This window comes from Prevotella communis (assembly GCF_022024175.1).
Taxonomy (GTDB): Bacteria; Bacteroidota; Bacteroidia; order Bacteroidales; family Bacteroidaceae; genus Prevotella; species Prevotella communis.
The window spans coordinates 3019404-3040714 of record NZ_CP091794.1 but is presented as its reverse complement, the minus strand read 5'-3'; the positions used below and the strand labels follow the sequence as shown (position 1 = coordinate 3040714).

Genomic DNA, 21311 nt, shown 5'->3' with positions numbered 1-21311 from the left:
TGGGAAGTATGAATGGCGCAAAAATCCGTCTTTAAGATTTTTTAAGTATAGGATTCTGATATTATTGTGTATCTTTGCAACCTGTAATATCATAAACGAAGAGCTTATGAAGAAGTATCTATTGCTTGTTTTTATCATAGTCGTTGACCTGTTGGTAGTGATGCCTTCGCTTGCGCAGAAACGTGGAAAGTATGAATTTAAGCGCAACTTGCCTGTTTATGCTGACTCGTTGATCAAGGCCCTGACTTATCCCTTGGCTTGGGGAAATAGTGATATCAAGGATTTTGATGTGTGGCGAAAAGTGGCGCGCCAGAAGGTGTTCGACTGTATGTTGACGCCCCCGCCAGCTCCAGCAGACGGCTTTCAGATGAAAGTATTGGCTGAGGAACAGCGTGATGGTTATAAAGCTCGTAAGATAGAGATTCGCTTGTCGCGCTATTATACGGTACCTGCCTATCTGTTGATACCAGACGGTAAGGGACCTTTTCCTGCAGTTAATGCCTTGCACGATCATGGGGCACATCTCTTTATCGGAAAGGAGAAGATGATCCGTCCGTTGGCTTGCGAGGACTCACTTGTCAGAGCTGATGCCCAACAGTGGGCTGATCAACTTTACGAGGGGCGGTTCGTTGGTGATGATTTGGCTCGTCATGGATATGTTGTTTTCTCTGCCGATGCGCCGATGTGGGGTGAGCGTGGACAACAAGAAGGACCTAAACGCGACCGTTATGATATGATTGCCGGCAACATGATGATGTATGGCATTGACTTATCAGCCTATATGACCTATGACGATATTGCCGGTACGGAGTTTCTTGCCTCGTTACCAGAGGTGGATGCTGAGCGTATCGGTTGTATGGGTTGTTCCATGGGGGGCTATCGTGCCTGGATGTTGTCGGCCTTGAGTGATCGTATCAAGGCTGGTGCGGCCGTTTGTTGGATGGTGACTACCGATGAACAGATGTCGTTCAACTATAGTCGCACGGAGAATGGCGGTTTTGCCAACTGTTTCCCGGGCTTGCGTCGTTGGCTCGACTATCCTCATGTGGCCAGTATGGCTTGTCCTAAGGCGATGCTGTTTATCAATGGTTCGCAGGATAAACTCTTCCCTGTGCCTGGTGTCGAGAAAGCCTTCAAGGTGATGCACGATACCTGGAAGAGTCAGGGGGCCAACGAAAAACTGGAGACGGAACTTTGGGATATTCCCCACAGTTGTCCTGTGAGGGCCCAAGAACGCGTACTCCAGTTCTTCCAGAAAAATCTGTGATGTGTTTCTTATGCCTCGCCCTTACCTGATCCGAAGGGGGCGATAGTGCGTGGACCTTGCTCTTCTTCTGGCATTTTTATCTTTCCGAATTGATGCTCGTAGCGCATGAGATTCTCCTGGAGTGCACCCAACAGACGTTTGGCGTGTTCGGGAGCCAGGATGACACGACTACGTACCTGGGCCTTTGGCAGGCCTGGGAGCATGCGTGCGAAATCGACGATAAATTCTGATGATGAATGGGTGATGATGGCAAAGTTGGCATACTCACCTTGCGCCTTGTCGGGCGTCAGTTCTAATTGCAGTCCTTGCTGCTTCTGCTCGTTTTCGTTCATTGTATGTTTTTTATCTTTTTGCAATTTTATCTTTTATTGTGCCTCACGTCCTAGTGCCAGAGCCTTGATGTTGGCCTCTACAATGGCTTCACCCTTGCGACCGAAAACTCGACGGATGGCATCTTCCAGTTTTTCATATTCAATACCGAGGGCCTTTTGGGCAGCCCCCAGTAAAATTACATTAGCAGAGCGGGGAACCCCGTTGTCCTTGGCCATCTGCTCGATATTGATGCTGATGACATGAGGCAGTTTCTTGAGGTCGGCCTCAATGACAGCCATGTCAGGATAATTGGGGATATTCACGAAAGGAGTGGCTGAGGTGATAATCCAACCGTCTTTCTTCAGGTAGGGCAAGTAGCGCAGAGCCTCCATGGGCTCCATGGAGATGATTACGTCGGCTCCACCCTTGGGTATCAAGTCGCTATGGATGGGATCGCTGGAAATGCGCAGGTTTGACTGCACATCACCGCCGCGCTGACTCATACCGTGTACCTCGGCCTGCTTGATATAGAGGTTCTCGTTCATGGCTGCTTCGCCAATGATGGTGGCGATAGAGAGGATACCCTGTCCTCCTACACCGCACAATATAATGTCTGTCTTCATTTTGCTGCTTTCTTTTGTTTCAAATGACGTTGTAGGGTCTGCATACATTCACGACGTGGAATGATGACAGATGTGCCCTTGTAGTTGATCTCATCGCGAATCATCTGTGTGATTTCCGGCATGTTCTTGGGCAGAGGGACAACAACCTTCAGGTGCTCATCGCTCAAACCGAGTCCGCGGCAGATGGCTTCAAACTTATTCGTACCTGCAGAATCCTGACCGCCAGTCATACCTGTGGTAAGGTTGTCGGAGATAATCACGGTGATATTTGCATTCTCGTTGATGGCATCCAATAGACCGGTCATACCTGAATGGGTGAAGGTGGAGTCCCCAATAACGGCAACAGCTGGCCACTGGCCTGCATCGGCAGCACCCTTGGCCATAGTGATAGAAGCGCCCATATCAACACAAGAGTGGATGGCGCGGAATGGGGGCAGGAAACCAAGGGTGTAGCAACCGATATCACCGAAAACACGGGGATTCTCGTATTCCTTCAGAACTTCGTTCAATGCAGCGTAGACATCACGGTGACCACAGCCCTGACAGAGTGCAGGTGGACGTGGAGCAACATCTGCGCAGGGGTCGAAGCATTCGCCAATCTCCATGCCCAGTGCTTTCTTTACAATATCGGGGGTCAGTTCGCCTGTACGGGGCAGGGTCCCGTCGAGCTTGCCTTTGATGTTCATACTCTCGCTGACACCGCGTACCATATCCTCGATGAATGGCTGCCCCTCCTCAACGATGAGCACTTGCTTGCATTCGCTGAGCATGCGGCGTACCAGTTTCTTGGGGAGCGGATACTGTGAAATCTTCAGGATGGGGTAGGGACTTCCACTGGGGAAACACTCGTTTACGTAGTTGAAGCCGATACCACTGGCAATGATACCCAGCGACTTGTCCTGACCTTCTATATATATATTATAAGGTGAATTGGCGGCATCTTCCTCCAAGGAAGCCTGTTGAGCCGTCACGATATCATTGCGCTTACGGGCATTGGCAGGCAGCAGCACCCAGTTCTTGGCCTCGGCGTTGTAGTTAAGCTCGTTCTGTTGGCGCGGAACGTCAACACACTCAACGACGGCGCGACTATGTGCCATACGGGTGGTGACGCGCATCAATACTGGCAAGCACTGCTTCTCTGAGTAATCGAAGGCTGCAGCCATCATGTCGTAGGCCTCCTGCTGATTGCTGGGCTCGAAAATGGGCACCATTGCAAACTTGCCGTAGAAACGAGAGTCCTGTTCATCCTGAGAGGAGTGCATCGAGGGGTCGTCAGCCACGAGGACTACCACACCACCGTTCACGCCAGTCATGCCGCTGTTGACAAACGGGTCGGCACAGACGTTCATGCCTACGTGCTTCATACATACCAGTGCACGCTTGCCCATGAACGACATACCCAATGCGGCCTCCATGGCTGTCTTTTCGTTGGTTGACCAACGGCTGTGTACGCCGCGTTCCTTAGCAAGGGCGTTGCCCTGGATGAACTCCGTAATTTCTGTCGACGGGGTGCCAGGATAAGCATACACACCTGATAGTCCGGCATGTAGCGCTCCCAGCGCAATGGCTTCGTCGCCAAGTAATAGTTGTTTCTTCATATTTACTGGTTTTTTAATATAAAATCATCTGCATCCTGTAAAACAGGGAATTTCTCTCTGAAGCGCAGTAGTTGCGCTATGTTGAGTTCGCCAATAGCAATTCCTTCTTCGTGATCGTTGCAATGGGCTATCGTCTTTCCGTAGGCATCTATGATGGCAGAGGCTCCAGAATAGGTACAGGCAGGGTCCTCTCCTATGCGATTGACGCCAATGACGAAGCATTGGTTCTCTAATGCACGGGCCTTGAGCAGCGTCTGCCATACGTCAATGCGTGGTGTTGGCCAGTTGGCCACATAGATGACTGCGTCATAATCCAAACAGTTGCGACTGAATACGGGGAAACGCAAATCGTAGCATACCTGCAGGAGAAATCTGATTCCGCGCCATTCTACGATAACACGCTCCTGTCCGGCTACATAGACATCCGTCTCACCTGCATAGCTGAAGAGGTGATGCTTGTCGTAATAGTCGTAGGTGCCGTCGGGACGTACAAAGAAAAGACGGTTGCGTAAACTCCCGTCCTCATCTTTTGTGGCGATGCTTGCAGCAAAGGCGGCATCCTTTTCTTTTGCCTGCTGTTGTAGCCACGTCAGACCGTGGGAGATGTCTGTGGTTTTATTACCTTTAGCCATGAATCCCGTGGTGAAAGTCTCTGCCAATACGTATAAGTCAGCCTCCGACTGTCGGTCGAGAAGTTGGCTAAGGTGGCGGAGATTTTCCGTCGGCTGTGCCCATACAATATCGTGCTGTACGATGGCTACTTTCATGCTTAGGTTACTATTTGAGTTTGCAAATTTACAATGTTTTTGCGGGATTGCCAAAGTTTTTGTGATTAAAAATTATAATAAATAAGGTAAAAACTGCGTTATTGATAACGTGTTAAGGCGAAATCTGTTGATATTGGCCCTACTACTGATGGCCTTGCAGGGGGTGCAGGCACAGTATGATCCGTCGTTCAGTCACTACTGGGCGATGGAGACGGCGTATAATCCTGCCGCTGCTGGTAAACAGAATAAAGTGAACGTGGTGGTGGATTATAATATGTCGCTGGTGGGTTTTGAGCATAATCCAAAGACGATGTTTCTTTCTGCGGATCTGCCCTTTCAGTTCCTGGGTACTTATCATGGCGTAGGCGCGCAGATCGTGAACGATGATATCGGTGTGTTCTCTCATAAGAAATTCTCGGTGATGTATGCACCGAAAATAAAACTTCTCGGTGGTGTGTTGAGTCTGGGTATACAACCGGCGATGCTCAGCGAGACTTTGAAAGGCTCTGAACTGGATTTCATTGACTCTGGTGATGAAGCACTGCCCACGTCAAATGTTGACGGAACGGCCTTTGATCTTAATGCAGGAGTCTATTATCAGCAGAAGTCGTGGTATGCAGGTGCATCGGTTCAACATCTGCTTGCACCCGAGGTAGAAATAGGCGAAACCAATCAATTGGACATTGCTATGTCATATTATTTTATGGCTGGATGCAATATTCGCCTTAGAAATCCGTTCTTATCAATACAGCCATCTGTTATGGGACGTTCAGACGGGGTGGGATATCGCACTGATTTTACAACACGTCTGACCTACGTTCATGAGCAGAAAGTGATGTATGCAGGACTGGGCTATAGTCCGGGAACATCGATTACGGCTTATGTTGGCGGCAAGTTCCACGGTGTGATGTTGGGCTATAGTTATGAATACTACACAACGGCCCTGAGCATCGGCAATGGCGGGCACGAACTGTTTGTGGGCTATCAGACAGATATCAATTTCTCGAAGAAAGGCCGGAACCGTCATCAGAGTGTGAGACTATTATAAATAATGAATAAAGAAAAAAGTCGAAATATGAAACAAAATGTTTTTTGCCTTCTAGTCGTAGCACTTGTTCTCGCAAGTTGTTTCGGTGGAAAGGAGACAACATCTGCAGGAGGTGAACTGACAGGATCCAACGGACATGCTTTTACAGAACCCGCTCCTTATGGAATGGTGCTTGTGAAGCGTGGTCATCTGCGTATGGGACTGGAAACCGCTGATTCGCTATGGGGAAAACAAACACCTGTAAAGGATATCTCAGTAGAGGGCTTCTGGATGGATGATACGGAGATTACAAATTCTGAGTATCGTCAGTTTGTGAATTATGTACGCGACTCAATCATTCGCGAGCGTCTGGCTGATCCTAACTATGGTGGTGACGAAAGTTATAAGATTGAGGAGGAGGAAGACAAGGATGGAAATCTTGTGAAGCCACACCTGAACTGGAAGAAAGCTCTGCCCCGTAAACCTAATGAGGATGAACGTCGTGCCATAGAGAGCGTATATGTGACGAACCCTGTAACGGGCGAGAAAATGTTGGATGCCAGTCAGATGAACTATCGCTATGAGGTTTACGACTATGTTGAGGCAGCCAAACGTCATAACCGTCTGAATCCTCAGGAACGCAACCTGAATACGGATGTGGTTGTGAATCCTCAGGAAGAAGTGTGGATTTCCAAGGATACTGCTTATATTGATGAGGAGGGTAAGATTATTCGTCAGACCATCAATCGCCAGTTGAGTGGTCCATGGGACTTCCTTAATACTTATATTATTAATATCTATCCTGACACTACCTGTTGGGTGAACGACTTCCCCAATGCTGATAACGAGGTGTATATGCGCAATTATTTCTCAAGTGCGGCCTATAATGACTATCCCGTGGTGGGCGTTACTTGGGAACAGGCTAATGCTTTCTGTGCATGGCGCACGGAGTTCCTGCTGAAGGGACTTGGCCCTGCTGCCCGTCAAGTTCAGCGCTATCGTCTGCCAACGGAGGCAGAATGGGAATATGCCGCTCGTGGCAAGGAACAGAATGAGTTCCCTTGGGCTAACGAGGATGTGGCAAGTGGCAAGGGTTGTTTCTATGCTAACTTCAAACCTGAGAATGGTAACTACACCAAGGATGGTAACCTGATTACGTCGAAGGTGGGAATTTATAGTGCAAATAGCAACGGCCTTTTTGATATGGCGGGTAATGTGGCTGAGTGGACTTCTACCATTTACACAGAGGCTGGTGTGGATGCTATGAATGATATCAACCCGCAACTGAAGTATAATGCGGCCCTTGAGGATCCTTATCGTTTGAAGAAGAAGAGTGTACGTGGTGGTTCATGGAAAGATCCCGAGAACTATATCCGTTCTGCATGGCGTAGCAGTGAATATCAGAACCAGCCTCGCTCGTACATCGGCTTCCGTTGCGTACGTTCGTTGGCAAATACGACAAGTGAGAAAGTGAAGCCCGCTAAGGCGTCTGCAAAGAAATCAAGAAAGTAAAATAAGTCGTTATATCGTAATAACGGAATAACGCCATAACGAAATATCACAATGACAAAGTATAGTAAATTCAATATCATCTACCGCTTACAGAAGTGGTTGGATAGTGTACCAGGGCAGACATTCATGAACTATGCCTATAGTTGGGGTGCATCAATCGTTATTCTGGGTACACTTTTCAAATTGACCCACCTGCCAGGAGCAAACTTGATGCTGTTTATCGGTATGGGTACTGAGGTGTTTGTGTTCTTTATCGCAGCCTTTGACCGTCCATTTGACAAGACTGCAGATGGTATGGACCTGCCTACGCATGTTGATGGAGAGAATGTTGAGATGGCCTCTGGTGTTTCTGGTGTATCAGGTATCTCTGGCGTAGGTGGCGGTACCGTGATTATCGGTGGCGGAAATGTTGGTGGTGGTACCATTGCCGCAGACGGAACTGCTGGAGAGAATGTGGCAACCGGTGGTGTAGCGACTGCTGGTGGCGTCGTTGGCGGTGGTATCATCGGCGGCGGTGTCATTGGTGGCGGTGTCATTGGTGGCGTTGTTGAGCAGCCAGAGTTGCCCGAGATTGATGCAGAGGAAATGGAAGAGGCTACGGCTGGTTATGTGGAGCAGTTGAAGAAACTCACAGAAACCCTGCAGAAGGTGTCTGAGCAGAGTGAGCGTCTGACACGCGACAGTGAGGAGATGGAGAATCTCAACCGTACCCTCACAGGCATCTGTAAGGTTTACGAGATGCAGTTGAAGGGTGCTTCTCAGCAGATTGGCACTATCGATCAGATTAACGAGCAGAGCAAACGTATGGCAGAACAGATTGCGGAACTTAACCAGATCTATACCCGCATGATTGAGGCTATGACGGTGAATATGCCGAAGGTAGTGAAAAGTGAAGAGTGAAAAGTGAAGAATTTGCTACTGCCAGATGGCGGCAGAAACAATAAGAAACTATGGCAATAAAGAAAAGACCTGTATCTCCGCGCCAGAAGATGATTAACTTGATGTACGTCGTCTTGATGGCAATGCTTGCGCTGAATGTCTCGAATGAGGTGCTCAACGGTTTCTCTATCGTGGAGGAGAGTTTGAAGCGTACCACTGAGAATGCAGCAAAGGAGAACCTGGCTATATACGAGGATTTTGACCAGCAGATGAAAGCCAACCCTCAGAAGGTGAAGGAATGGTATGAGAAGGCACAGCTTGTAAAACTGTCGAGCGACTCTCTCTATAATTTGGCTGCTGATTTGAAATTGGCTATTGCGCAGGAGGCAGATGGTGCTGATGGTAATCCTGCTAAAATCGTAAACAAGGAGGACCTTGAGGCCGCGAACCAGGTGATGCTGGCTCCAGGACGCGGACGTGGCGATGAGTTGAAGAAAGCGATTGAGCGTTATCGTGAAGGTATCCTCAAAATGGTGGATGATAAGGACCAGCAGCGCCGTATTGCCAGTGACCTGACTACGGAAGTTCCGTCCACAGGATTGGGTAAGAACTGGCAGGAGTATATGTTTGAGTCCATGCCAGCGGCAGCTGCTGTTACTCTGCTGTCTAAACTGCAGAGCGATGTGCGCAATGCAGAGAAGGAAGTGTTACATAAACTGGTTCAGAACATTGACGTGAAAGATATCCGTGTGAATGCGCTGAATGCGTTTGTGATTCCCAACTCCCAGACCATCGTTCGTGGTGATAGGTTCTCTGCTCGCATCGTCATGGCTGCCGTGGATACCACGCAGGTACCGGAGATATTCATCGGTAACCAGAAAGTAGACTTGAAAGACGGACTTTATGAGACCGTTTGCGGACGTACTGGCGACTTTACCCTGTCGGGCTATATCCAGACAACAAATGGTAATGGTGATGCCATCCGTCGGGACTTCTCCCAGAAATATACTGTGGTCGATCCCAGTGCAACGGTTTCGGCAGACCTGATGAATATGTTGTATGCCGGCTATTCTAATCCCATCAGCATCTCTGTACCAGGTGTGCCTCTGAATAAGATTTCTGCAACGATGACCAACGGTACTCTGACACCTACAGGGCCTGGTAAGTATATCGCCCGTCCGTCAAAGATAGGCGAGAATGCTACGATAACGGTTATATCGACAAATACTGGACATCCTCAGCAAATGGGACAGTTCTCGTTCCGTGTTCGTCGTCTGCCGGATCCAACACCTTATATAGATATGAAGGATGAGAAGGGTAATCCTTTGCGTTTCAGAGGCGGTGGATTAGCAAAGGGTAGCTTGTTAGGCGTAGAAGGTATTGGTGCTGCTATCGATGACGGTATCTTGGATATAGGTTTCCGTGTACTCTCGTTTGAGACAGTATTCTCAGGCAATATGGGTGAGTCTGTCTTGATGGCAGGTGATGGTGACAGATTCTCAGCTCGTCAGAAAGATACGTTCCGTAAGTTGGCACGTAATCGCCGTTTCTACATCACGAATGTCGTGGCGATTGGCCCTGACGGTATCCAGCGTACGCTGAAGACCCCGATAGAAATCATTGTGAAATAATTGAAAACAGATAATTATGAAGAGACTATTGTTCTTTTTGATGATAATGCTGGCTGCAGGTACAGTGACTGCCCAGCCAAAAAAGAGTCGCACTCAGCAGAATGCTAATGCTACCCAACAAAAGCAGCAGAATAATACGCAGGGTATGACCCGCCGTATGCAGATTCAGTATCCCACGGCGTTTGATATGCCAGAGGATGTAGTATGGCGTCGTGACATCTATCGGGAGATTAATCTTGAGGATGAGATGAATTCGGGTCTCTACTATCCTGTGGAGCCTGTCGGGAAGCAGATGAATCTCTTCACCTATATTTTCAAGTTGGCGCTGAACGGATATATCCCTGTCTATGAGTACAACCTGGATGGCAATGAGGTATTGGAGGCTTCAGCCAAGGTTGACATCAAGACTATCCTGGACAACTATCATATTTTCTATGAGGAGAAGAATGGTAAGCTCCAGGTGGAAAACAGTGATATCCCCTCTTCAGAAGTAAAGGCTTACTATTTGAAGGAGAGTGCCTATTACGACCAGGCTAATTCTTCTTTCCACATCAAACCCCTTGCTCTATGTCCTGTCATGATGCGTGAGGATGACTTTGGTGGTGACGCTATGAAGTTGCCTTTGTTCTGGGTGAAGTATTCAGAAGTGGAGCCATATTTGAGTCGTCAGTCAGTGATGATTAGTGACAAGAATAATGCGGCCACGATGAACTTGGACGATTACTTTACTTTGAACCGTTACAAGGGAAAGATCTATAAGACGACAAATATGTTGGGTAAGACGCTGGCCCAGATTGCCGGTGAGGACTCTACTAAGTATTCGGCTGAGCAGAAGCGCATTGAGGCCGAATTGGAGGCTTTCCGCAATAATATCTTTGGCGACAAGGCCAAGCGCGATTCTTTGGATAGTATAGCAGTCAACGACCCTAAGGCGCTGAAGGAAAAGGCTAAGCAACAAAAGCGTGAGCGTACGAGAACGGCGAAGAGCAAGAGTACGTCATCCGCTTCGAGTAGTAGCTCTTCTGCTCCCCGCGTCTCTGTGCGGCGACAGCGTCATTAAGGTCTGTCTATATGATAAAGAGGTTATTCCAGATAGCACTCCCGATAGTTATGGCATGGCTGATGGTCATGCCTTTGTCGGCTCAAGGCGTAGCGTTTGGCGTGAAAGGTGGTCTTGAGGTGGTCAGTATGGAGTTTAATGATGATGTGTTTGACAAATCCAATCGTGCCGGTTTCTTTGTTGGGCCTACCTTTGTGATATCTACTGCCTTGCCTGGACTGGCAATTGATATCTCTGGTCTTTATAATGAGCGTACGCTGAGGGTTGAGGGAGAGTCCGTTCAACAGAAGTCTATACTGATTCCTGCCCATGTCCGTTATGGTGCCAGTATTATGGATTTTGGCGGTGTGTTCCTTACGGCAGGTCCTCAATTGTCATTTAATGTAGGTCCTTCAAAGTTCTATTGGGAGGATGTGAATAAGAATGCAAAGCAGTTCCTCTTGCAAGACACCAAACTGGCAATAGACTTTGGCGTTGGTCTTTCAATAGGGCAGCATCTGGAGGCTATTGTCTATTATAGTATCCCGATAGGTAAGACTGGAGATTTTACATGGAACAAGGTCAGTAAGGCTGCCAATGAGGCTTCCTCTGCTTTGAATAATACGAATACGACCGCCAACTCATGGATGTTGTCGGCCACCTATATATTCTGATGAATCAGTATGCGGATGTCATATTGCCTGTGCCGCTCGATGGCTATTTTACTTATGCCGTCCCGCAGGAGGCACAAGGACGCGTAGCCACGGGGATACGCGTTATCGTGCCTTTTGGACGTAGTAAGAACTATGTGGGCGTCATAGCTCGTCTGCATGATGATAAACCGCAGGGCTATGAGGTGAAGCCCATTTCTGTTGTCATTGACACTCTTCCTATTCTCCTGACCGGTCAGCTGGATTTCTGGCAGTGGATATCCTCTTATTATATGTCACCTATAGGTGAGGTCTATAAGGCTGCTCTCCCAGCAGGCTTGAAGGCAGAAGAAGGTTATAAACCACGTACGGAGACTTTTATCCGACTCACCGCTAACTATCAGAATGAACCTACGTTGCATGCCGCACTGAATATGTTGGCACGTGCTGCTAAGCAACGTGATGCTTTTATTGCCTATCTTTCCTTGTCGCATTGGGATAGTATCGAGGGTAATGTGTGTCGTGAGCCGGTGGTGGAGATTACCCGTGAGGAACTGATGAATGCTTCAGAGTCCACGCTTCCTACGATAAACCAGTTGGTGAAGCGTGGTATGCTGGAGACCTATGAGGTTGAGGTGGGACGATTGAATCAGGGAGGAACTCCTCATCCAGAACATATTAAGCCTTTGAGTCATGCCCAACAGGATGCCTATAATCAGATTCTGTTGTCGTTTATGAAAAAGCAGGTCACTTTGTTGCATGGCGTCACCTCCAGTGGTAAGACAGAGATTTACATCCATCTTATACAGCGTGAGCTGGATCAACATCGTCAGGTGCTTTTCCTTATGCCTGAGATTGCCCTCACAGTGCAGATGATGCAGCGCCTGCAGCGTGTGTTCGGTAATCGCTTGGGTATCTATCATTCTAAGTACAGTGATGCCGAACGTGTGGAGATATGGCAGAAGCAACTTTCGCAGAATCCTTATGATGTAATCCTGGGTGCCCGCAGTGCCGTATTCCTTCCTTTCCAACGATTGGGTCTTGTCATTGTAGATGAAGAACATGAGACCTCTTATAAACAGCAGGATCCTATGCCTCGTTATCATGCACGCAGTGCGGCGATTATGTTGGGAGCAAAAACTCTGCTTGGTACGGCTACACCATCAATGGAGTCATATTTTAACTCACAGACGGGAAAATATGGTTATGTGTCGTTGACGGAACGCTATCAGGGTATTCAGTTGCCGGAAATCCAGGTGGTGGATACGCGTGATTTGCAGCGAAGGAAAATGATGCGTGGACCATTCTCACCAGTCTTGCTGAGCAGTGTGCGACAAGCTTTGGAACGTGGTGAACAGGTCATCCTTTTTCAAAACCGTCGTGGCTGGGCTCCGATGATTGAATGTAAACAGTGCGGCTGGGTGCCTCGCTGCCAGCATTGTGATGTTAGTCTGACGCTCCACCGTAACATGAACCAACTCTCATGCCACTACTGTGGTTTTACCTATCAGGTGCCTACGGAGTGCCCCGCCTGTGGCGGTAAGGACTTACAGGGACGGGGTTATGGTACGGAGAAGATAGAGGATCAGATTCGTGACATCTTCCCTGAGGCGCGTGTGGCCCGTATGGACCTTGACACTACTCGTACCCGTAATGCCTACGAACGTCTGATTACAGACTTCTCCGCAGGTCGTACCAATTTGCTTATTGGCACCCAGATGATTAGTAAAGGACTGGATTTTGATAAGGTCAGTGTTGTTGGTATATTGGATGCCGACAGAATGCTCAATCAGCCCGATTTCCGTGCCTTTGAACATGCTTTTATGATGATGGCTCAGGTCAGTGGACGTGCAGGTCGTAAGGGGCGGCAGGGACTTGTTATCCTGCAGACAAAGAATCCCGAATTGCCTGTCATCCAACAGGTCGTACGTAATGATTTCGAGCAGTTCTCGCGCGAGCTGTTGGAAGAACGACAACTGTTTCATTATCCCCCGTATTATCGTCTTATCTATGTTTATCTGAAGCATAGTAAGGATGATGTGGTGAATACTGCCGGCATTGAATTAGGTTCCCGCTTGCGCCAATGGTTTGGCGACCGTGTACTTGGTCCTGACAAGCCTGCCGTGGCTCGCGTAAAAACCTTGAGTATTCGTAAATTGGTGATAAAACTCGAAAACGGTATTGATATGCCACGTGTGCGTCAATACCTTCTGTTGGCACAACAACAGATGTTGCAAGATAAACGCTATGGTTCCCTTCAGATTTACTATGATGTAGACCCGTTATAGTATGTTTTTTCTTTTTTTTGATTGTTTTTTCTGTAAGTGAGACTTCGTTTCACTATTTTTTTGTAACTTTGCAGTCGATAACAAATAATAGTTCATAAAACCATTAATCATTTAATTTTTTCCCTTTTATGAAAAAGATTCTGATGACGTTTGCAGCCGTCCTCTGCTGCGTAATGACAGCAACAGTGTTTACCGCATGTGGTGATGATGACACCAGTTATCCTGCTACCTACAAGTACGATGTAGTAGTAGCTGAAGCGTTTTTTAATTCAGAACAATACAGTGAGGTTAAAACTGTCGAGGCTGCATTCAAACATGCTATCGGTGCAGATGCTTCCTATTATGAAATGCTCAAGAATCCTAAAGACGCAGAGATGAAAGCTGAATGTGAGACTGTAAGAAAACAGTATGAGAATACTGTTCAGTTCCCCTATCTGAAACTTGGACTCGTCCGTACTACAGCTACTGCTGAACCTGGAAAGGTAGATGAAAAAGATACGATTGCTACCTATGAGTTGGGAAAAGCGCTTACAACGGCATATGTTACCTATTACTATACTTCTAACAAGGATGAGGCTTTTGCGGCTTTGGCAGCGATGAAGGACTCTCTTGGCAATGAAGTGTATAAAGAAAGGTTCCAAACACTTGCTAAGCTGATTGGTAGCAAATCTCTTAAATCTCCGTTTGAGACGGCACTTGGAGGGTATATCACGAGACACCTTCCTGATACACAGGCTAATACAAGGGCTATTACTCATATTTGTGACAGTATTGCCCAAGCTCATGAGTCAGATGTGTTGGCCGTTGATGCAACAGTTCTTGTTGGTAAAGTGGGTCTCTTTGATGCTCCATCCAATGCTGTTCTTGTCTGGGGGAAGACTTTCCATGCGAAATAAGTCATTTACATCATAAAGAAAGAAGTCTGGAGGCATCCAGACTTCTTTCTTTATATCTGCTTATTTTTTTTATTTCACTTGTGTGAGATACCAACGTACAGGCCAGTGGAGTTGTTCACCAGGCTGAAGCAGTGTATAGGCACCCTGACTCTCCAACTCGATATAGGTCTTTCCGCGGTTTACGTAGATCTGGATTTCAGCCTCACCGGGTGCTGCCTCGCCAGGTTTCAGGTCTTGGAATTTCTTGGTCAGTGTCAGCCCGTTAGCGGTGTATGACAGCAAACCAGTGCCATTGGCATTTACTTTCCTGTTCTGAGGTGCCTCATCAGTTTTGTACCATGCTACACCGTTTTTCTGCTCAAAGGTCATGAGACCTGCAGGCCAGATACTGTCAATGGGGGCTTCAAAGCCAATCTGTCCGTCGCCATTGGATACGCGTGTAATCTCCCAAGGGGCTACACGACGGGGCTCCGTGCCTTCGTTCTTAATGGAATATGTGATAACTATGGCGCCGTCTTTTTTATCCACCTGAAAGTCTTTGCCCACGCTGAGGCCCAGGCGCTGAGACACAGGACTTGTGATAAAGAGATGATTCTCTTCTTCTGTGTTGACGGAATAGGTCTGTTTATCGAATTCGGGTACTGGTGGCCAGTTCCATTCCTTTTGTGGTGAAGTCCAGAATGTACTGCCGAAGGATTCGGGAAAACGCGACTGTGAGATAACTTCCTGGTCCTTATACTTCAGAGAAAGAATCTTGCCGCCTTTTGTGATGTTGACAGTCATTGTGACATCACCATTCTTAAGGGTGAATACTTTGTCGTTGTTCTCCTGAGCCGATGCCGTGAAGACTGTGCATACGCATAAAATAGTTAATAGAATTTGTTTCATCTTTTATGGTCTTTTTTAGTTATACGCCGCAAAGGTATGAAATAATTGATAATTTACAATTGATAATTGAAAAATATTTTTTATTTTTGCAGTCGCGAACCATTAACTATTAAATAATTAACGCATATTATGATGAAAAAAGCATTCTTACTTTTGACGTTGACACTCCTGACGGTATCAACAGCACATGGCAAAACAGCCCGCCAGTTTACACTCAACCTAACGGACGATGGGAAGGCACAGATGGTATGTTTCCTGCCAGAGAAATCTAATGGAAAAGCTATCGTAGGTATTCCTGGTGGCGGTTATTCTATGTTGTCGAATACACACGAGGGCACCCTGGCTCATGAATGGCTCAACGAGCAAGGTATTGCCTATTTCGTAGTAAATTATCGATTGCCTAATGGCGACCGTACCATTCCTGTGGGAGATGTGGAAAAAGGTTTCCGCATTGTGAGAGACTCTGCACAGGTTTGGGGTATCAATCCAGAGAAAGTGGGCATCATGGGATTCTCTGCCGGCGGCCATTTGTCATCGGTCATCTCGACACACTCCCCCAAGGAGGTACGTCCTAACTTCACCATCCTGTTTTATCCCGTTATCTCGATGGACGAGAATGTGAGTCATAAGTGGTCGTGCAAGAATTTCTTAGGAGAAGAGGGACAAAAAGACTCTGCTCTGGTGCGCGATTTCTCAACACAGAATGCTGTGAAGAAGGGTGAGACACCTCCCGCCATTATCATCATGTCGACCGACGACAACCTGGTGCCACCGGTGACCAACGGACTTGAGTACTATAAGGCCATGAAGGAAGCTGGCAATGAGTGCGCCATGATGATCTATCCCAACGGTGGCCATGGCTACGGTTTCGGCAACTGGTTCAAATATCACGACGAGATGCTAGCCACTCTTGGTAAATGGCTGGATGCACGATAAATCAGAAAATCCCGAAAGGCAATCTGCTTTTCGGGATTTCTTTTTTATCGTAAATGCTTAGAGTTTCCACTCATTCTGCCAGCGGACAACGGGCTTGCCGTTCTCAAACTCAATGGGCAGCCAGATGTAACGGGCATCAATGGGATGGCGAGGACGCCAGATGTCGGCCATGAAGATATGACGGCCATTATCGAGCGTGAGCACATAGGTACTCTGTCCTTCGAAAGTCTTATCGGCCTTCGGACCGCGACAGGGGTTTGGATGCTGTGTCCATGGGCCCCAGATGCTGGGAGCCGAGAACATGCGAGCCTCGTTAGGTGCCCATCCGGTACAGCCTGAGGTAATCATCCAGTAGGTGCCATTGTGCTTAAAGATGGCAGGTGCCTCGTTCTGTCCGCCAGGAGCTACGCGGGTATAGCGGCCGGTGTGGTGCAGATAGTCGTCGGTCAACTCGGCTATATGGAGTGTGAGGTTCTCCTCCGATGAGAAGATATGGTATGCCTTACCATCATCGTCGATATAAAGAGTCATGTCGCGTGACATCTGGCCAGTGGCGAAGTCGCGCTTCAGGATGAGCCCCTGATTAACGGCCTTGCGCCAGATGGGCGTCCACCATTCCTTGAAGTTGTCTTCGTTCAGAGTGTCGGCAGTAGTGATATCCTGTGCTTTGAACTCCACAGGCCAGGTACCGGCATCGGCACGCTGTGAATACAGGAACTTATAGGGACCTTCGGGGCGGTCGGCCACGGCCACACCATAGCGGGCCGCATCATAGCCACGACCCTTCAGCTCGAGGTGAAACCACATGCAGAACTTCTTCGTCACAGAGTTATAGATGACCTTGGGACGCTCCAGGATACAACCGCGCTCAATATCGTGGCCACGTTCATCGCTCACGCTGAGAGCCACACCGCAGTTGCGCCAGTTCACCAGGTCCTTCGAAGCATAGCACATCACACCTACCAGTGCATCGCTGGTACGTTCGCTCTTATGCTCGCCAAACCAATAGTAGGTGTCGCCATACTTCATCACACCACCGCCATGGGCGTTGATGTGGCGTCCCGTATCGTCGCGCCACAGCTCACCAGGACGGATCGTCTTTTGTTGCTTGCGTACCTGTTGGTTGTTCCAATACTGTTCCAGACGCTTGGCCTCGGCCTTGGTGATATGAATGACAGAGCCGTGCTTGGGCGACACGAAGTTGGTCATCTTCATCTTTCCATCGCCAAAGTGGCCCAACGGCGTAAATGTCTTGAAGTCGGAGGTCTCTACAAATCCAAAGTTGTTAGGACGGATGGAATAGATATCATACATCACAACCCATTTGTTCTCACCGATTCGTTTCCATACGTTAGGTGCCTCACAACCCGTGCGCTCTGTATCAATCTGCTCAGCATGGTAGTCGTCGAAATGATTAATCTTGTCGGATATCATATATTTGATGCCACCAGGATTCTCCTGTGATACGTAGGTCATGAAGTAGCGACCGTCGGGCATTGGACAGATATCGGCATCGAGCACCTGAATCGTTGTGTCGGGGTATTCAAAGAGCAACTGAGGCTCGGTCTCGAGGGTCGTAAAGTCCTCGTTAGCATAACTGTAATAGAGTTTTGTGCGACCGCCAGCCTTCTGACGGATGGTGAAATAGACCATCGGTTTACCCACGGCAGCGTCCCAAATAGTCTGCGGTGCCCAGGCACAGGCTATCTCGCCGAATCTCTCAGGGAATAGTTTATCTATACGAGCTACATGGTGAGTCCAATGTATCAAATCATCGCTGGCCATCAGTACCAGTCCACGATTGTTGCCCCAGCCGTATGCCTCGGGACGCTCCCATTGTGTGGTGCGGATACCTTTCTGTTTGCCAAAGATATGCAAGTCGGTCATGGCGATATAGAATTTACCGTTTGGTGCGCGATAGATATGTGGATCGCGGATGCCATGTTGCTGGGCAATCGAGTCGCCAGAGATAATTGGTTCGGCATTATTTACTGCGGTAAACGTATAGCCATCGTAGCTGATAGCCATGAACAGACCATGGGTGGGGTCACTAAAGTAGGTGAAGAGATAGGCGCCCATATCCTTTTCTGTAAGCACCTTCTTTGGCTTAGCAGCCGATGTATGTCCTGCAAGGAATAATGATGCAAATACTAAAAAGAGAATTCGTTTCATATTCTATGTCTTATGGTTTTATTATGAGTTTGTCACCGCTTAGATCTACATTGAAGAGATGGGGAATGCGCACGGTGCGACCGCGGTCGTCCTTGGAATGGTGGTGTACTGACATCATCCACTGACCGTCGAAGCGCTGGAAGAGCATGGAATGCCCAAAGCCTGGAGGCGTGATGGGATTGGGCTCCTGAATCCAAGGACCGTCGAGGGTACCGCTTTCGCTGTAGGCTACTCCCTGTGTATAGACATCATAGACCCATGAGGTCCAAACCATGCCGAGTCGGCCTGTGGCGGTACGGAAGAGATAAGGTCCATCGGTCACTTTGTTCCATGTTATTTCGCCTTTGTCGTTCTTCTCCCTGCTCCAGGGGGAATCGCTGGCACGGAAGAGCACCTTCGGCTCGCCTATGGTACCACTGAGGTCGGACTTCAGTTCTATCTTTTCCATCGTGCCGTTCCAGTTCTGCAGCCACTCACCACAGAATATCATATAGGGCTTGCCGTCGCTATCCTTCCAGTAGGTGCCGTCGAGCGTAGGACGATTGGCTGGCAGATAGGTAGCATCACCAAAGGTACGATAGGGTCCCATGGGATTATCTGCACGGAGTACCTGCGAGGCACGTCGTTCAATGACATTACCGCGCACCGTATCAATTTTTACTTCTTGGTTTGTAAATGTAGCAAAGTAGTAATACCAGCCATCGCCCGTCTGATGCAACTCGGCTGCCCATATCATTGGGCGCGGTCCCATCCATGAGTTGGCCTCAAATTCCGTCACACGGAATGGTCCTTCCCATAGCTTCAGATCGCTGGAGCGCCACATCATGCCACCCGTACCCGTCATATAGTACATCTTTGTTTTCTGGTCGGCCAAGATAGCCGGGTCGCTCAGACGTATCGAATCCAGTGGGATATTTTTTCGAATGCGAATGTTGCGCTGTGCAGATACCGCCAGAAGACAAATGGTTGCAAACAGGCTGATAAAGAGAGTTCTTCTCATAATAGCTTATTTAATAGAATTTCACGACATCGTCCAACTGCTTATGACGGGGCAGTACGGGTTGATTCTTGCGATAACCAAGGGCGATGACGGCCATGATAGCCTCGTTTTCCGGGATGTTAAAAAGAGAGCGGAGCTTGTTGGCATCGCGCATACCCATGATGAGCGTGTCGAAACCCATGGCGCGAGCCTGCATGATGAGATAACAGTTAGAGAGACCGTTGTCGTAGGCACCCCAGCCGTCGCCTACCTCATTGGCAGGATTGCCCTGGAAAAAACCACTCTTGCCACGTTCGAAGGTGGATACGATGAGTACGGGTGCTCCCTGCACATTACGTTTGTTGCCACCGATGAGCTCCTGCACAGCAGCGAGTTTTTCGGGTGTCATCGCCACGTAGTATTTAGAAGGCTGCTGATTGGCCCACGAAGGAGCCTCTTGTACGGCCTCCATCAGCGTGCGCACCTCCTGTTCGGAGATTTTCTTTGTGGCATCATAACTACGAATGCTGCGACGGGTGGTTAATACTTCATCAAATGATGGTGATTTCTTCTCTTGTGCAACGAGTGGTTGCATCAGCAATGCAGCAAAGGCTGTCAATAATATTTCTTTTCTCATATTTCTTGTTTATTTGAAAATCTTTTGTGCGAATATCGTTAGGTAGATGCGCCAGTTGCGCCAAATGTGACCACCGTCGTTCTCGTAGTATTCATAAGGGTAACCCTTAGAGTCGAGATATTTGCGCAGGTCGGTATTCTGTTGCATCAGAAAGTCGTCTTTGCCAATGCCAATCCAGTATAGCTTGGGTTTTGAGTTGAAAAGACGTGCCATCTGTGCGTCATATTCGGCATTGGGTTTTGGAGCCTGACTGTTCAGCCATCCACCAAGAGCCATCATTGTAGCAGCTGACTGTAAACCGTAGTAATCGAATTCTTCTGGATAAAGACGTGAGATTCCAAAGGTGTGGCCGCCCCCCATTGACAAACCTGTAACGGCACGGCCAGAGCGTTTGGCAATGGTCTTATAACGACTGTCAATAGCACGGACGATATCCATAAAACTCTCTTCCATTGATGCTTTGGCAGGACGATTTTGGAAGGCGTTGCCATCGGGCACGTACATTCCCTCGTGCCACCAGCCAGGAGCCGCATCACAGGTGGGGTTGCCATTAGGCATCACAACAATCATCGGCACACATTTTCCTTCGGCAATGAGGTTATCCATAATCTGCGAGGCACGCCCCAGGTCGCCCCATGCTGTCTCGTCGCCACCCCATCCGTGAAGCAGGTACATTACGGGGAAACGCTTCTTTCCGTCGTAGGCAGCTGGCAGGTAGACTGTCATGCGTCGCTGCTGACCAAGTGTGGGACTGTCGTACCATACGCGAGACAGGGTGCCGTGAGGCACGTTATTTACGGCATAGGTATGTCCTTTGTCCTCGTTGCTCTTGGATACAATAAAGATATTGCTCAGTGTGTTGATGTCGCGGTTCACGTAGCTGTTGGCAGGATCTACAATACGTTGACCGTCAACGGTGAAACTGTAGGAGTATAGCTCGGGTGTCAGCGGATCCGTTGTCACAGTCCATACACCATTTTCTTGTTTCGTCATGTCGAGTCGCTTGCTGGTGAGTTCATCGAAATCACCGGTGACGCTGACCTTTGTGGCAGTAGGATCAAAGAAGTTGAAAGTCACCGAGCCGTCTTGGTGGATGACGGGCGATTTCACGTTAGGCCGACGGCCTAATTGTTGTTGTGCCATGCTGCTCATTATCATGAGACAGCTGATGATTAATACTGTTGTTCGTTTCATATATGTTTTTGTTTGG

At 48.3% G+C, this 21311-nt stretch carries 19 protein-coding genes and 1 pseudogene; 10 read left to right on the top strand and 10 right to left on the bottom strand.

The window, feature by feature from the left end:
* Positions 1 to 106: 106 nt before the first annotated feature.
* The gene (locus L6466_RS12155) at positions 107 to 1267 is read left to right on the top strand and encodes a dienelactone hydrolase family protein (RefSeq protein WP_237802710.1); all 1161 of its coding nucleotides are present in this window, start codon (positions 107 to 109) and stop codon (positions 1265 to 1267) included.
* Between the two features lie 8 nt (positions 1268 to 1275).
* Here L6466_RS12155 and L6466_RS12150 read toward each other — a convergent pair whose 3' ends face one another.
* From L6466_RS12150 to L6466_RS12135, 4 genes are read right to left on the bottom strand one after another with little or no spacing between them, the layout of a single operon-like run.
* Positions 1276 to 1599, bottom strand: a complete 324-nt coding sequence (locus L6466_RS12150) for a DUF3467 domain-containing protein (RefSeq protein WP_091814670.1) — start codon at positions 1597 to 1599, stop codon at positions 1276 to 1278.
* Positions 1600 to 1632: 33 nt separating this feature from the next.
* Entirely contained in the window at positions 1633 to 2202 is a 570-nt protein-coding gene (locus L6466_RS12145; protein WP_091814667.1) for an indolepyruvate oxidoreductase subunit beta, read from the bottom strand.
* A complete protein-coding gene (locus L6466_RS12140) occupies positions 2199 to 3800 on the bottom strand; it encodes a thiamine pyrophosphate-dependent enzyme (protein WP_091814664.1) in 1602 nt (533 codons plus the stop codon). The genes L6466_RS12145 and L6466_RS12140 overlap by 4 nt, the downstream gene beginning before the upstream one ends.
* Positions 3801 to 3802: 2 nt before the next feature.
* Positions 3803 to 4567, bottom strand: coding sequence for an amidohydrolase (locus L6466_RS12135; RefSeq protein ID WP_237802711.1), 765 nt, complete (start codon positions 4565 to 4567; stop codon positions 3803 to 3805).
* Positions 4568 to 4676: 109 nt separating this feature from the next.
* Between L6466_RS12135 and L6466_RS12130 the strand changes: the two genes are divergently transcribed.
* From L6466_RS12130 to L6466_RS12095, 8 genes are all read left to right on the top strand, one after another.
* Positions 4677 to 5615: a PorP/SprF family type IX secretion system membrane protein gene (locus tag L6466_RS12130; protein WP_091850973.1), complete on the top strand. Its 939-nt coding sequence runs from the start codon at positions 4677 to 4679 to the stop codon at positions 5613 to 5615.
* A 27-nt stretch (positions 5616 to 5642) separates the two neighbouring features.
* Positions 5643 to 7106, top strand: a complete 1464-nt coding sequence (porK, locus tag L6466_RS12125) for a T9SS ring complex lipoprotein PorK/GldK (RefSeq protein ID WP_091814656.1) — start codon at positions 5643 to 5645, stop codon at positions 7104 to 7106.
* A 51-nt stretch (positions 7107 to 7157) separates the two neighbouring features.
* Entirely contained in the window at positions 7158 to 8006 is an 849-nt protein-coding gene (gene porL / locus L6466_RS12120; RefSeq protein ID WP_237802712.1) for a type IX secretion system motor protein PorL/GldL, read from the top strand.
* Between the two features lie 50 nt (positions 8007 to 8056).
* On the top strand, positions 8057 to 9616 hold the full coding sequence (gene porM / locus L6466_RS12115; RefSeq protein WP_237794658.1) for a type IX secretion system motor protein PorM/GldM: 1560 nt from the start codon (positions 8057 to 8059) through the stop codon (positions 9614 to 9616).
* 16 nt (positions 9617 to 9632) lie between these two features.
* Complete coding sequence (gene porN, locus L6466_RS12110) at positions 9633 to 10676, top strand: type IX secretion system ring subunit PorN/GldN (RefSeq protein WP_237802713.1); 1044 nt, start codon at positions 9633 to 9635, stop codon at positions 10674 to 10676.
* An 11-nt stretch (positions 10677 to 10687) separates the two neighbouring features.
* Entirely contained in the window at positions 10688 to 11329 is a 642-nt protein-coding gene (locus L6466_RS12105) for an outer membrane beta-barrel protein (protein ID WP_091814644.1), read from the top strand.
* Positions 11299 to 13593 (top strand): replication restart helicase PriA, encoded by a 2295-nt coding sequence (gene priA / locus L6466_RS12100; RefSeq protein WP_371836481.1) that lies wholly within the window; start codon positions 11299 to 11301, stop codon positions 13591 to 13593. The genes L6466_RS12105 and priA overlap by 31 nt, the downstream gene beginning before the upstream one ends.
* 128 nt (positions 13594 to 13721) lie before the next feature.
* Positions 13722 to 14489: a hypothetical protein gene (locus L6466_RS12095; RefSeq protein WP_237802714.1), complete on the top strand. Its 768-nt coding sequence runs from the start codon at positions 13722 to 13724 to the stop codon at positions 14487 to 14489.
* Between the two features lie 69 nt (positions 14490 to 14558).
* Here L6466_RS12095 and L6466_RS12090 read toward each other — a convergent pair whose 3' ends face one another.
* Entirely contained in the window at positions 14559 to 15377 is an 819-nt protein-coding gene (locus L6466_RS12090) for a DUF4380 domain-containing protein (RefSeq protein WP_237802715.1), read from the bottom strand.
* Between the two features lie 129 nt (positions 15378 to 15506).
* Between L6466_RS12090 and L6466_RS12085 the strand changes: the two genes are divergently transcribed.
* Entirely contained in the window at positions 15507 to 16313 is an 807-nt protein-coding gene (locus L6466_RS12085) for an alpha/beta hydrolase (protein WP_237802716.1), read from the top strand.
* Positions 16314 to 16370: 57 nt separating this feature from the next.
* Here L6466_RS12085 and L6466_RS12080 read toward each other — a convergent pair whose 3' ends face one another.
* From L6466_RS12080 to L6466_RS12065, 5 genes and pseudogenes are all read right to left on the bottom strand, one after another.
* Positions 16371 to 17456, bottom strand: a complete 1086-nt coding sequence (locus L6466_RS12080; RefSeq protein ID WP_237803582.1) for a glycoside hydrolase family 43 protein — start codon at positions 17454 to 17456, stop codon at positions 16371 to 16373.
* Between the two features lie 66 nt (positions 17457 to 17522).
* Positions 17523 to 18341 (bottom strand): annotated as a pseudogene (locus L6466_RS14365) (glycoside hydrolase family 43 protein); the annotation flags it as partial.
* Positions 18342 to 18495: 154 nt separating this feature from the next.
* Positions 18496 to 19485 (bottom strand): glycoside hydrolase family 43 protein, encoded by a 990-nt coding sequence (locus L6466_RS12075; protein WP_373277367.1) that lies wholly within the window; start codon positions 19483 to 19485, stop codon positions 18496 to 18498.
* Positions 19486 to 19495: 10 nt separating this feature from the next.
* Entirely contained in the window at positions 19496 to 20101 is a 606-nt protein-coding gene (locus tag L6466_RS12070) for a nitroreductase family protein (protein ID WP_091814629.1), read from the bottom strand.
* Between the two features lie 9 nt (positions 20102 to 20110).
* The gene (locus tag L6466_RS12065) at positions 20111 to 21295 is read right to left on the bottom strand and encodes an esterase (RefSeq protein WP_237802717.1); all 1185 of its coding nucleotides are present in this window, start codon (positions 21293 to 21295) and stop codon (positions 20111 to 20113) included.
* Between the last annotated feature and the right edge of the window lie 16 nt (positions 21296 to 21311).